At 31.6% G+C, this 11,951-nt stretch carries 19 protein-coding genes; 1 reads left to right on the top strand and 18 read right to left on the bottom strand.

The features are described from left to right. The 18 genes from EO766_RS18490 to EO766_RS16955 form a co-directional block, all read right to left on the bottom strand. Nucleotides 1-107: DUF6734 family protein (locus EO766_RS18490; protein WP_353744847.1), on the bottom strand; the 107-nt coding region annotated here is incomplete at its 3' end. Between the two features lie 77 nt (nt 108-184). After that, complete coding sequence (locus tag EO766_RS17035) at nt 185-553, bottom strand: DUF4369 domain-containing protein (RefSeq protein WP_081298696.1); 369 nt, start codon at nt 551-553, stop codon at nt 185-187. A 37-nt stretch (nt 554-590) separates the two neighbouring features. Beyond that, on the bottom strand, nt 591-1,742 hold the full coding sequence (locus tag EO766_RS17030; RefSeq protein WP_081298697.1) for a TlpA disulfide reductase family protein: 1,152 nt from the start codon (nt 1,740-1,742) through the stop codon (nt 591-593). Nucleotides 1,743-1,796: 54 nt separating this feature from the next. After that, entirely contained in the window at nt 1,797-1,997 is a 201-nt protein-coding gene (locus EO766_RS17025) for a hypothetical protein (RefSeq protein WP_074421244.1), read from the bottom strand. A 116-nt stretch (nt 1,998-2,113) separates the two neighbouring features. Next, nucleotides 2,114-3,145: a TlpA disulfide reductase family protein gene (locus tag EO766_RS17020; protein ID WP_074419639.1), complete on the bottom strand. Its 1,032-nt coding sequence runs from the start codon at nt 3,143-3,145 to the stop codon at nt 2,114-2,116. Nucleotides 3,146-3,222: 77 nt separating this feature from the next. After that, a complete protein-coding gene (locus EO766_RS17015) occupies nt 3,223-3,411 on the bottom strand; it encodes a hypothetical protein (protein ID WP_074419638.1) in 189 nt (62 codons plus the stop codon). 266 nt (nt 3,412-3,677) lie between these two features. Then, nucleotides 3,678-4,823, bottom strand: a complete 1,146-nt coding sequence (locus EO766_RS17010; protein WP_074419636.1) for a TlpA family protein disulfide reductase — start codon at nt 4,821-4,823, stop codon at nt 3,678-3,680. 76 nt (nt 4,824-4,899) lie between these two features. Then, entirely contained in the window at nt 4,900-5,055 is a 156-nt protein-coding gene (locus EO766_RS17005) for a hypothetical protein (protein ID WP_170120472.1), read from the bottom strand. Nucleotides 5,056-5,084: 29 nt separating this feature from the next. Further along, the gene (locus tag EO766_RS17000; RefSeq protein ID WP_287101624.1) at nt 5,085-6,248 is read right to left on the bottom strand and encodes a TlpA disulfide reductase family protein; all 1,164 of its coding nucleotides are present in this window, start codon (nt 6,246-6,248) and stop codon (nt 5,085-5,087) included. A gap of 66 nt (nt 6,249-6,314) precedes the next feature. Further along, nucleotides 6,315-6,500: a hypothetical protein gene (locus EO766_RS16995; RefSeq protein WP_143439173.1), complete on the bottom strand. Its 186-nt coding sequence runs from the start codon at nt 6,498-6,500 to the stop codon at nt 6,315-6,317. A gap of 17 nt (nt 6,501-6,517) precedes the next feature. Further along, nucleotides 6,518-6,703, bottom strand: coding sequence for a hypothetical protein (locus EO766_RS16990; protein WP_287101622.1), 186 nt, complete (start codon nt 6,701-6,703; stop codon nt 6,518-6,520). Between the two features lie 366 nt (nt 6,704-7,069). Further along, nucleotides 7,070-8,278 (bottom strand): TlpA disulfide reductase family protein, encoded by a 1,209-nt coding sequence (locus EO766_RS16985; RefSeq protein WP_111297219.1) that lies wholly within the window; start codon nt 8,276-8,278, stop codon nt 7,070-7,072. Nucleotides 8,279-8,335: 57 nt separating this feature from the next. Continuing rightward, nucleotides 8,336-8,578, bottom strand: a complete 243-nt coding sequence (locus tag EO766_RS16980) for a hypothetical protein (protein ID WP_111297218.1) — start codon at nt 8,576-8,578, stop codon at nt 8,336-8,338. Nucleotides 8,579-8,583: 5 nt separating this feature from the next. Further along, nucleotides 8,584-8,739 (bottom strand): hypothetical protein, encoded by a 156-nt coding sequence (locus tag EO766_RS16975; RefSeq protein WP_287101618.1) that lies wholly within the window; start codon nt 8,737-8,739, stop codon nt 8,584-8,586. Nucleotides 8,740-8,768: 29 nt separating this feature from the next. Beyond that, complete coding sequence (locus tag EO766_RS16970; protein ID WP_111297217.1) at nt 8,769-9,521, bottom strand: TlpA family protein disulfide reductase; 753 nt, start codon at nt 9,519-9,521, stop codon at nt 8,769-8,771. Between the two features lie 83 nt (nt 9,522-9,604). Beyond that, nucleotides 9,605-9,814 (bottom strand): hypothetical protein, encoded by a 210-nt coding sequence (locus tag EO766_RS16965; RefSeq protein WP_111297216.1) that lies wholly within the window; start codon nt 9,812-9,814, stop codon nt 9,605-9,607. Nucleotides 9,815-9,818: 4 nt separating this feature from the next. Further along, nucleotides 9,819-9,962, bottom strand: coding sequence for a hypothetical protein (locus EO766_RS16960; protein WP_170120470.1), 144 nt, complete (start codon nt 9,960-9,962; stop codon nt 9,819-9,821). An 8-nt stretch (nt 9,963-9,970) separates the two neighbouring features. Continuing rightward, nucleotides 9,971-11,581, bottom strand: coding sequence for a vitamin K epoxide reductase family protein (locus EO766_RS16955; RefSeq protein ID WP_111297215.1), 1,611 nt, complete (start codon nt 11,579-11,581; stop codon nt 9,971-9,973). A gap of 159 nt (nt 11,582-11,740) precedes the next feature. Between EO766_RS16955 and EO766_RS16950 the strand changes: the two genes are divergently transcribed. Next, a partial coding sequence (locus EO766_RS16950; protein WP_287101615.1) for a hypothetical protein occupies nt 11,741-11,951 on the top strand: 211 nt, incomplete at its 3' end.

The raw sequence follows: 11,951 nt of genomic DNA, 5'->3' as shown, positions 1-11,951 counted from the left end.
TGTAAACAGCTTAATGTCCAACTAATTACATTATAAAAGGGTAATTTCCACCCCATAGATGTTTTTGTGATATTGTTGGAAGGGTCTAAATAAAAGGTTTGTATCATTTTCATTGATTCATTTTTTTTACTACTGGATATTTTAATAGAATAGCTTCTTTTTTTTGATTCCATTGTTGTAATTCTTATGCAATGTTTCTACCGGTTAAACTGTAATTATTAAAATTCGTGTCATATAATTCTACTGATTGTGTTCCTTTCTCTATATAAATATAAATATCTGCATAGTTACAAGCAATATTCGGTCGTATTAAATGACAAAAGGTGGGTTGATTCAACATTCCGGTAAACAGGAATTGGCCATTGCTTATTTGGCAGGTATCACGCTTCCATTGGTTATTTGTGGTTGGATATAGTAATACAATATTCCCGGTATCTCTTCCAATTATTTTACCATATAAGTGAAATGTTTGTGCAATTTCTACATCTTTTTGTGCAACTGCACAATAACTCACCAAATTATAACATAGTAAAATTAATATCGTCTTATTCATTTAAATTTATTAAAACTATGAAGCTATTTTTAAAACTTTATTCAGAAATAATCTTCCTCAAAACGGTGTCAATTTTTTCTTTTTCATCAGTGCCTTCTATTCTCAATATAATTTTTCCATTTTTGTCAATAATAAATAGACATGGTATTGCGCTTACGCCGTATAAATTACCTATATCATTTCTTGTGCCAACCTGCTGCAATATTTGCGGCCATTGGTTTACCTTGTCGGTAGCAATTACTTTTCTCCATGCATCTTTCCTTTTGTCGTCATTTGCAATGCCAATTATTTCTAAACCTGCTTCATGGTATTGTTGATAAATATTTTTTAGAAATGGCGTTAATTCTCTGCATGGCGCACAATAACTTGCCCAAAAATCAAGTAATATAATTTTTTTATTTTTGTATTGATTTAAAGTGATTTTTTCCCCACTGATATCATATCCTTCAAAATTTGGCGCTATTGTACCGGGTTGTTGTAAAAGATAGGTGTATATAATTTTTCCATTTACTGAGTGCTGAACAATAGGATTTAATTTGACATAATATTTTTGAATGGTATCAACAGGTAAGCTGTTAATTTTATACATTAATAAATAAGCGCTAATGAATGATTGTGGGTGTTGTAAAACATACTTCAAATCACTTTGTGTTTGTTGTAGCCTTATTTTTTTTCTTTCGGCCAATAATTCATTTTCTAAAATTGTATTGTGTGTTTTTAAATTTTTTTCATTGGTATATAATTTGTTCAATGCCTTATAAATACTATCCGATTTTTGATTGAGCATATCTGTTTGAATTAAATATTGATCATATTCCATTTGTATAGGTGAACCTTTTACAATTGCTTTTTTTAATTCATTATATGTTGCCTTCACTTTCATTTTTCCCGGCTGAATAAAAAATTCTGTAACATTAATGTCGTCTACAGACTTGTAATTTTTATTTAAATACAGTGTTGCCATACATGGCGATGAAAGTGTTCCTTTAAAATAAAAATTACCATTTTTTAATGAACTGCTTTTATTAGTATATCCTTCAACAGCATCATAGTAGCTCAAATAAATATTTCCTGTATCTATGGCTGTTAATTTTCCTTCTAATTCAAAACTCCCTGAAGTGATATTCGCCTTTTGTGCGAAAAGCATTATTGGAAAATAAAATAGGCAATAGCTAATGATTGATTTCATTTTTTATATTTTAAAAGGTGCATTATTCATGATAATGCACCTATATTTAAAAAATTATAAGCCCTGACAAATTAGTCCACCGGCATTCCCACCATCCTTACAGTAAGGACAAGGTTGACCTGCCGGATCACAATCTTTATCTGATTTACAATAAACATTGCATCTATTGTAATAACCAGATCCCGCTTTAATTTGTTTCATTTCTGCCCTGCTCAATTGCTGTTGTAAGTCGGCAAGGCTCATTTTTTTTTGCATTTTTTTAGATTCAAAAGTGATTGAATGTTTGCCGTGAGCTTAAAGCATCACCCGGCGTTGGCTTATCCGGTATGCTGCTTGTACTTCGCAGCAGGCGTTCCACCGGATATTTTCTTTTAGGGAACGTTACTAAAAGAAGATTTCTGTTTATGCATTTTTTCTGCTAAAAAACTATTTAAAGCTTCCGGCGTCATATCTTTCTGAATAATAACATGATTATTATCTAAAAGAAAATTTCTGGGATAAGTATCTATGGCTAACTGGTTGGCCTGCACGCCGTTTTTATCCAATAATTGTTTCCAGGGTAGTTGATGTTCATCAATCACCTTTTGCCAGTTTACTATATTTTGGTTGTCATCAATGGATATACCAATCATATCAAAATTAACATTTTTGTATTGTTGATATATTTGTTTGAATTGTGGAAACTGCCCAATACAGGGGTTACAATGACTGAACCAAAAATCAATGAGGGTATAGTGGTTCGATTTTTCATGAGTAAAAAGTTTTGTAGGATAATTAGACCTGTCTAATAATGTGAAATTTGGGAAAACATGATGCAGGCTTAAAACACTGGCAGCTTTTAATTTTTCAAATAAACGGGCACCTGTATAACTCATTTTAACGGCATCAGACAAATAAGCGTATGCTGTATCTAAATTGGGATTGTAATTGAAAGAAAGCATTCTTGCCAGTTGCCACATAGCCATGTAAGAATCCGGATGCTTTTTAGTATATGCTTGAATAGTTTGGGGTGTATAATGATGTTGCTTAAATTGGTACAATTCCTGCATCGTTGCATTATTCATGTCAGGAATTTCACGCATGGAATCAACATGGCATCTGATGGTTTGTGCGCCGACATCAATATAAAACAGGTCTGAAACATACTCCTTATTTCCCAGAAATAAAAGGCGGAATGATAATGGGTATGATAAGACACCATTGAATGAAAATTGGCCATTTTTTACCTTACCAATGGTTAAAAAATGAATTGGAGGATAATTGGAACTATCGCCGGTCAATATTAACCGAACAGTCCCGGTATCACTATTTATGTAACCATTTAATGTGAAGGGGTTTTCAACGCTTTGTGCATGTAAAAGGCCAACAGTTATAAATCCTAAAAAACAAATTAATTTTTTCATATTGCGCAGTTTAAGTATAGGCATTGAATATTATTCAATACCTATATATACTATGCATTCAAGAAATATTAATGATATCAATAGTTTTTATCGCAAACATTACTTCCATTGGTGTCACATTTGCAATAGGGGGCATTGCAATTACTGTTGCAGGTAGCCGGACATTTGTCATTTAATCCGACTGTACTCCCAGCTTTAATTTGTTTCATTTCAGCCCTGCTCAATTGCTGTTTTAAGTCGGCAAGGCTCATTTTTTTTGTTTGCATTTTTTTAGATTTAAAAGTGATTAATTATTCCTATTTATTCTGGTAAGGAGAAGATTACACCTATTCAATGGCCATTGAAAGCATCAATATTTATTTTCCGGATGATAACCGGCAAATGCAGCATAAAAATATATGTTTTATTTTGAAAACTGTAGTAGGGGAATCCCTACAATTTTCTCAATTAGTGAAAATTAACATGGGATCCAATGTCTGTATTTACCTTTTTGATGGAATTGAAATTAGCATACTGGTTTTACCTAAATTTTTTACAACAATTCGTTTTTTAAAAAAGTAGCTAAACGTTCAGGTGTAATATTTATTGCTACAATTTTTCCCTGTTGGTTAATTAAAAAGTTACTGGGATAACTCTGAATATAAATGGATTGTGCCTGTTTGCCGGCAGTATCAATACATTGCCTCCAGGGATATTGTTGTTGTGCTAAAACTGCTTTATATTGTTGTAATGTAGAAGCTCCATCGGTTGTAATCGCTATTATTTCAAATCCTTTGGTATGGTATTGTTTGTAAATAGGTTTCAATAATTCAAATTGCCCAATACACGGGCTGCAACTGCTGTACCAAAAATCAACTAATGTGTATGCAAGTGTGTCGCGCTTCCATCCAGGCATTTTAGCCTGAATAAAATGCAATAAGGGAAATGGTTCTCCAATGGTTTTTGTGCGCAATTGCTTTAAGAAGATGATTAATATCTGCTGAATTGGCTTTGGAAATAGTCCATTTTGTTGTTGTAATAATTTTGCATAAGCAACTCGATAGCCTATTTTGTTCATATTCCAATACAATATCCATGGGTTAATAGCAGCATTTGGATGCGCTTTTATATAATCTACTAAAATACTATCCCGTTGGTTTCTGTAAGTGTTTCTTTGTAATTCAAAATGCATAGTACATACTTTTCTATCTGCTCTATTTTCTATGACATTGCAATTGGTGGTATCGTAAAGTGTTAAAATGTTTTTATTTACAATATCAAACAAACTCAAATAATGTATGAATGTATCTTGAATTGAATTATTACTTATCTCAACACCCCAACCTACATCAAAAGGATTGTGGTTGGCGGCTTGTTGAAAAGTAATATTTTGGTATCCTGTGTCAATAAAAAACGGTTCAGTAATAAAATCATTTTCAACATTGATTAATCTGTACAAAGCCGGTTGCAGAATATACCCGCTAATGGTAAAATGATGTTTGTTTACTTGTATGGTATCGGGAAACTGATTACCCTGATATAGTACAGATGTAGCCAACTCATTATTTTCTATATTTTTCACTAATTTTAAATATCCTTTTTCTATTTTATTGATGGTTCCACTAATGTGGCAATTGGTTTGAGCGGATGCTATGCTTAAAGAACAAATCAATAGGAGCTGAAAAATTAATCTTATCATAAATAGATCGTTTTAAAAGTCAGCATACAACTTCTTATTGTATGCTGACAAACTGTAAATTCAGCAAATGTTTATTTTAGGTAAGATTTGCTGCTTGTGATGTACAAAAAAGACCACCAGAATGATTTTCGCAGATACAAGACTTGGTGCCGCATGGATCACCTGACGCTTTTCCGGCACAAGAAATACCGGTTCCACAGCCAAAATCTTCTCCTGCTTTAATTTGTTTCATTTCAACCCTGCTCAATTGCTGTACTATAACTATAAGTCTTCAGTCTTTTTTCTTTTTAAAAAATCTAATAACATAACTGGCTCAATATTTTTAGCAATTATTTTCCCGCTTGAATTTATTAGTACATTAGATGGGAATGTATTTCCAATTATTTTTAAAATATTTAATCCATTTACATCGAAAAAAATTGGCCACTTTATTTTTTGATTTGAAACTATCTGTTTAGCTAAAGGAATATTTTTTTCATTATCAATTGAAATACTGTAAATGGTAAAATATTTTCTGCTAAATTGTTGATAAATGTCTTTTAAGAAAGGGAATTGCCTTATACATGCACCGCAATGTGCAAACCAAAAATCAATTAATATATATTTGCTACTATTTTTTGTGTAACTTATTTTAAGTGGTTGATGATTCATATCAATTAACTTTAACGTAGGTAGTGTTTCTCCGATGGCTGTTTTGCTTAAATCTTTACAATTTTCTTTAACAAGTTTCCCAATATTTGATTGTAGATATTTATCAGGAATGAGATTTAAGATGGTTTTATAAATTTCGCTGTATCCATTTGCTTTAATATATTCATTTAACAACCAAAGACTGATAAATGGATCAGTTTCTTTTAAGGTAAAATGTAATAATGCGCTGTCTTTTAATGGTCGTATATTATTTATATATTCTGTTCTTAATATTCCTCTTTTCTTTTCAAGTGTTAAACCTTCATTCTGGTCATATAATTTTTGCATTTGTTTTTCCCAATTATAATGTAGGCTGTCATATTCTTTCAACAATGGCAAGAAATCATTTAAATAATGCTGATTAACAGCTGAACCATTAATAAAATATGAATTAAATTTTAAATTTTTTTTGTCAATTGAAATTTTTTGTTCACCTGTATCTAAAAACATATAATTCGTAATTACATCAAATTCACTATTTGAAAATTCTAATTGAAATAGTTGAGGTGTTTTAATTAATCCCGTAAAATGAAAAGTATTATTATGAATATTTAAAACATTTGTATCTAAAACGAAATCGTCTAAATTCGGATAAGTAAATATCACTTTAGTATCATTTGGAAATCCATTTAATGTACCTGTTAATTTAAAATTGTTTTTTTGTGCTGTAAGTTCTTTAGAAAACAGTAAACAAAAAATTAGTATCGGTGAATGAATTATTTTTTTCAATTTCATATTTGTGATTTTATATTAGCAACATTGTCGTGATATAATTCATTATATCACGACAATGTTTAACAATTAGGAACAGTAGTTTTTACCACTGGGATTGTAAGTCATATCACAAGTACCACAACAGCCATCATATTTTGCACCTGGGGCAGGACAGAGTTGTCCTGCAGTAGCGCAACCTAATCCCATTTCTCCTGAACCTGCTTTTATCAATTTCATTTCCTGTTTTGATAATTTTTCTAATTGTGTTATCATATTTAATAATTTAATTATTAGTAACATAATTTTATTCCCGTAGAATTTGGTTTACAGCTTCCACAGCAACCATCTGGAGTTCCATCAGGATTAGGGCATTTTTCTCCGGCTGGTGCACAGGTATTTAACCCTGCATAGCTACCTGCTTTAATTTGTTTCATTTCTGCCCTGCTCAATTGCTGTTGTAAGTCGGCAAGGCTCATTTTTTTGTTTGCATTTTTTTAAATTTTAAAGTAATTGAATGTTTGCCGTGAGCTTAAAGCATCACCCGGCGTTGGCTTATCCGGTATGCTGCTTGTATTGTGCAGCAGGCGTTCCACCGGATATTTTCTTTTAGGGAACGTAACCAAAAGAAAATAATATTATTAAGATAATTTGTATTGATACCATCTTAATTATTTATAACTTTTTTACATGCAACTTTTATTTTATTAATATTATCATTATATGCTACATTTTTTTTTGGCTTTTAAATTTTTTACTAGATCCCAAATAGTTATCTTATATCTTTTTTCACCATCGTTACCTTCAATTATTCAATATTATGACATACAATAATTAGTGTTATGCTAATAACCAAAACTGTACCTTAATTTATTTTTAAGCTCTAATAAAAAGTCTTGTTTTGACTGATAAAAATTACCATACCAACCAACAACCTTTAAATCATCATTAATTAAAATCAACGATGGAAACGTTTGTATTCCATACATTTTTGTGATGCTTTGGCCAATGGGAGATAGGATTGGATTTTCATCATTCTCCAATATGCAGGGCCAGCTTATCTTATCTTCTTGAATTGCTTTTATCCAATCTTTTTTATCTGTTTGATTTGATATGCTCAGTATTACCAGTTTGTCATTATATTTTTCATACAATTTTTTGAGTTTAGGTATTATTTGCCTGCAGGGGATACACCATGAGGCATTGAAGTCTAACAATATATATTTATATTTAAAATCTGATAAATGTATAGTATCTCCATTTCTCTGAATGGCCGTAAATAATTTAGCAGGGATAAGTTGGTCATTCAATGCCATTGTGATTTTTTTTTCAATTTTTTTACCAACTGATGTTAATTTAATTTTATTAGAAAGCTGGTTGAATAAATGCCTGATTTCTGTTAATGAAATCCATTCATTTTTAAAATTATATAATAAAATAGCTGATAGTATTGAATTTTTGTGAAAGGTTATAAATGTCTTATCTATATTAATGCCATTATTAAATTCAAGATTTCTCTTTGCTTCTAATTGATTTATTTTTTTATGCATACTATCAAAAATATTTTCACTGATCTTACTTTTTTCTGCTGAACGTATTTTTTCACGATAGGAAATAATGCTATCTGTTATTAAATTCAATAATTTAAAATTATCACTTTTTAATCTTATGTAATCTCTATAATCTTTATCTGTAAACGAACCCGAAACTAAAATTTTTTTAAAATGATTATATTCAACTTGAATCTGCATTTTGGAGGCTTCCAGATAGAACTGTGCAATATTTAATGGGTCAACTTTTTCCTGAAAGTTAAATGTGGTTAGGTTTGATAACATTGGTTCTTGTATTTTACCCTTGAATTGAAAGTGTCCATTTTTAATTTTGCAACTGTCTAAAATCCCTTTTTCATTGGGTATGGGTATGTAGTTTAAATACAACCATCCACTGTCTAATCCTTTTATATAACCCGATATAGAAAAATTATTGTGGATGTTTTGTTGCCCTTCAGCGTTATGTACACATACTATAAACCCTAATAGGAGTAGCCATTTCATCGGTAGTGTTATTAATGGGTTAGTATTTTAATCATCGTCATTTAAATAAATGGAATCTTAATTCGTGCATTGATAGTAAGAATACCCACACCCGGTACACGCAGCGTACACACATTTGCCAGGTGTGCCATATATTGTGCAACTATCGCTAGAACCTTTTCCCGGGCCACAGTCACTATTATCGCAATTGCAACCATCTCCATTCAATAATGTTTGTCCGTCACCCGCTTTAATTTGTTTCATTTCTGCCCTGCTCAATTGCTGTTGTAAGCCGGCAAGGCTTAATTTTTTTGTTTGCATTTTTTTTAAATTTTAAAGTGATTGAATGTTTGCGGGGAGCTTAGCGCATCACCCGGCGTTAGCTTATCCGGTATGCTGCTTGTATTGCGCAGCAGGTGTTCCACCGGATATTTTCTTTTAGAGAACGTAACCAAACGAAGATAGTATGTATGCCTACTCATAAAATTTCAATTTTATACATTTTAATAGCCTACAAATGTTTTAGTGCCGCTTTCATTTCATTTAAATTAGAATATACATTCATGATATGGCCTGTACTATCTACTATTAACTGCGTTGGAAAACCAATAATTTGTAAGGTATCCATTAAATATTTTTCTTTATTGGGGATGATGGTGTATTTAAACGTATGATTGGGTAAAAATGCTTTGATGCTATCTGTACTATCAAATGCCAGACCTAAAAAACCAATATCAGGTCTGTTCTTGTATGCATCTACCAATTCATTCAATTGAGAAAATTCAGCAACACAGGATTTACAATGAATAAACCAGCAATTTAATACATAGGTTTTCCGTGGTGTACTATTGTTACCAACGATGGCTCCGTTTATCGTTTTGAAATTAAAGTTAGGTAGTGGCATACCGCGCATAGAATCGTAATGTGATTCAACAATAGCTTTGTTGCGAATCAGATTCCCCACTTCCGCATTATGGGCTATGGATAATTGATATTGAATTATACTGTCTTTACTTTGTAATCTCACAGGTATATATTTTCCGGTTGTTAATTGTTTTAAAAAATCTTTTTTAGTAATTAGAATGTCTTGCTCATTGTAGGCTATACAATCTGCTGACCAATTCATGTAATCACGTTCATAATACAACCAACTCATGATATTTTTTTCAATTTCTGGGGCATTCACAATAGCAATAGCATTTTTATTGGGTGACGTACATCCATAAAAAAAATAAATAAGTAACCATACGAATGTATATTTCATAAACTTAAGTTTAGGTGTATAAACCAGAAGGAAATCTATATTTCCCTCTGGTAAAAAATAAAAGCTTCAACTGTTAGTATTATTTAACATTCAACTGCAGTTGCGCCAGAGACACAATCCGGACGTGCAGCAGGTTGGCAAATACTACAGTTGGAAGTGCCGGTCCAGCAACACATATATCCCTGTGTGCCAGATAAGCCCTGATCTAAGTTACCACCCGCTTTAATCTTTTTCATTTCTGCCCTGCTCAATTGCTGTTGTAAGTCGGCTAGGCTCATTTTTTTTGTTTGCATTTTTTTAAATTTTAAAGTGATTGAATGTTTGCCGTGAGCTTAAAGCATCACCCGGCATTGGCTTATCCGGTATGCTGCTTGTATTGCGCAGCAGGCGTTCCACCGGATATTTTCTTTTAGGGAACGTAACCAAAAGAAAAGCTTTCATAACTTTATTTAATTGATGATATTTTTTAAATCTTCAATGGAATAATCTTCCGGCAATCTGTAACCATTGATAAATAGTGTGGGTGTAAATGCAATGGCTGCCTCACGAACCCATTGATTCATCGCATTTACTTTTTCCTGCTGGTCTTTTAAAGACACTTTTACAGGAAATTTGGAGGCAAATTGTTCATAATCTTTTTCCGGTGATAAGTACCAGGCATCTAATGCATTTTTTGTCTTTAACTCATCACCTTCTGCATATATACCCATTAAATGGTTTACAACAATTTCTCCTTTAGAACTGGATAAAAAAACGATTTTAACCTGAATATCCTTATTTGAATGGATGAGTTCTTCCAAAACGGGATGTGCTTTTGAGCAGGGGTTACAATAAGGATTGCAAACTTTGATGATGATGATTTTACCTTCCGGATTGCCGATTGTTATGCCAATATTTTGCCAACCATCAGGTGCAGTTGGCTGAAGTACTAACAAACCATTGAATACGTCGGGATTAAAATGAGTTCTTCTATAAGCCTGATAATATAACTGATATTTTTTGGCATCTTGAAATACTGGTTTTAAAAAGAATAAGTAATTTGTTGGTAAAACGATTGCAATAAAAAATGAAGCCAGTATATTTAAGTTGAAAATTGTTAAATCAGATATTTTTGTAAATATGCCAACATAAATAACCGACCAAAGCAGTTCCAGTAAAAGTGCTGATTGAACTATTAAACACAAAGGGCACCATTGTTTCATCACTTTCCATTGATAATAAATACTAAAAATAATATAAGGACTTACACAGACACTCAATAAGGCTATAATAGAAAATTTATTATCTAAATTTAAGCCGGGTAGCAGTAAAAAAATACATGTGGCTGAAAAATAAATAAAGCCTAATTCACTCCAGGATATTCCGGCAATTTTTGAAGCTTTACTATGTAGAATAGCGCCACAATTTGTTTTCTTACCAATACCGCATAAATTTTTTATAAATGGATTATTTTGGTCAATTTCATATACCAACAGTAGGCTGGTTGCTAGAATTCCAATTAGCTTAATACATACAATGGCTATATATGGAATATAGCTATTGAAAGGTATTGATAGGTTAAGTACCATTAATCCTGCAATGGCTGCAATGCCTGCAACAATGGCTATCCACTGCTTTAACCTTGCGTACATTTCTTCTTTTTTATATTCCTTATATTGCTGATTATTTTTTTGAGTAGCATTTTCTGTTACCCAAACAATTTGTTGAAATGATTGTAAAAACTGTTCTTTCGATATGGTTTTTTGATTAACCCGGTTATGATAAAAAGTAACGTCATTTTTGTTGATGTCTTGTACTAAAATAAAATCTTTACCCACATTTTCTACCTGATGAAAGGCAATAAATGGTGTTTCTAAGCTTTCTACTTGTGTTGCTTTTAATTTAAAAGCCGCGTTGTTTAGGTTAAATTTTGAAAAGGTATCGCTTAGGCTTAATAAGCTGGGATAAAATGGATGTTCTAAAAGTGATTGTTTTATTTGCGATGCTGTTATTGGTATCCTTTTCAATTTAGCGTATTTTATAGCTACCGCATCTAAGGATGTGTTAAAACTATATACCATAAATATATTTTTTTTGTAAACTTAATAATTTTAGTAATATGCACTATGTAGGGGAATCCCTACAATTTACTAAAAATTGAATTTTGTAGGGAATTCCCTACTTAAAAAAATTAAGCTATATATATATATATATATGCTATATTTACAAAAACATTTTGAATGAAAGTTTTTATTTATCAAAGTCAATCTGATGTAGCAATTTTGGTAAGGCATCACATACAACGTTGCTTTCCATCCTTATCAATTGCTTTGTTTAACAACGCGGTACATTTTTTACAGCAACTTCATTTTGCCAAACCGTTGCCCCATTTCATTGTGTTGGGTTTGCCATCCAAAAAAATAGAATCATTAACATTAATAGAATTTATTT

This window comes from Hydrotalea sp. AMD, from assembly GCF_004100315.1.
Lineage (GTDB): Bacteria > Bacteroidota > Bacteroidia > Chitinophagales > Chitinophagaceae > Hydrotalea > Hydrotalea flava.
This window is presented reverse-complemented; position numbering and strand designations above follow the sequence as displayed.

Bases quoted from the DNA above. Each gene is read 5' to 3' on its own strand.
- EO766_RS17035 (WP_081298696.1), bottom strand. From the start codon at position 553: ATGAATAAGACGATATTAATTTTACTATGTTATAATTTGGTGAGTTAT.
- EO766_RS17030 (WP_081298697.1), bottom strand. From the start codon at position 1,742: ATGAAATCAATCATTAGCTATTGCCTATTTTATTTTCCAATAATGCTT.
- EO766_RS17025 (WP_074421244.1), bottom strand. From the start codon at position 1,997: ATGCAAAAAAAAATGAGCCTTGCCGACTTACAACAGCAATTGAGCAGG.
- EO766_RS17020 (WP_074419639.1), bottom strand. From the start codon at position 3,145: ATGAAAAAATTAATTTGTTTTTTAGGATTTATAACTGTTGGCCTTTTA.
- EO766_RS17015 (WP_074419638.1), bottom strand. From the start codon at position 3,411: ATGCAAACAAAAAAAATGAGCCTTGCCGACTTAAAACAGCAATTGAGC.
- EO766_RS17010 (WP_074419636.1), bottom strand. From the start codon at position 4,823: ATGATAAGATTAATTTTTCAGCTCCTATTGATTTGTTCTTTAAGCATA.
- EO766_RS17005 (WP_170120472.1), bottom strand. From the start codon at position 5,055: ATGAAACAAATTAAAGCAGGAGAAGATTTTGGCTGTGGAACCGGTATT.
- EO766_RS17000 (WP_287101624.1), bottom strand. From the start codon at position 6,248: ATGAAATTGAAAAAAATAATTCATTCACCGATACTAATTTTTTGTTTA.
- EO766_RS16995 (WP_143439173.1), bottom strand. From the start codon at position 6,500: ATGATAACACAATTAGAAAAATTATCAAAACAGGAAATGAAATTGATA.
- EO766_RS16990 (WP_287101622.1), bottom strand. From the start codon at position 6,703: ATGAGCCTTGCCGACTTACAACAGCAATTGAGCAGGGCAGAAATGAAA.
- EO766_RS16985 (WP_111297219.1), bottom strand. From the start codon at position 8,278: ATGAAATGGCTACTCCTATTAGGGTTTATAGTATGTGTACATAACGCT.
- EO766_RS16980 (WP_111297218.1), bottom strand. From the start codon at position 8,578: ATGCAAACAAAAAAATTAAGCCTTGCCGGCTTACAACAGCAATTGAGC.
- EO766_RS16975 (WP_287101618.1), bottom strand. From the start codon at position 8,739: ATGAGTAGGCATACATACTATCTTCGTTTGGTTACGTTCTCTAAAAGA.
- EO766_RS16970 (WP_111297217.1), bottom strand. From the start codon at position 9,521: ATGAAATATACATTCGTATGGTTACTTATTTATTTTTTTTATGGATGT.
- EO766_RS16965 (WP_111297216.1), bottom strand. From the start codon at position 9,814: ATGCAAACAAAAAAAATGAGCCTAGCCGACTTACAACAGCAATTGAGC.
- EO766_RS16960 (WP_170120470.1), bottom strand. From the start codon at position 9,962: ATGAAAGCTTTTCTTTTGGTTACGTTCCCTAAAAGAAAATATCCGGTG.
- EO766_RS16955 (WP_111297215.1), bottom strand. From the start codon at position 11,581: ATGGTATATAGTTTTAACACATCCTTAGATGCGGTAGCTATAAAATAC.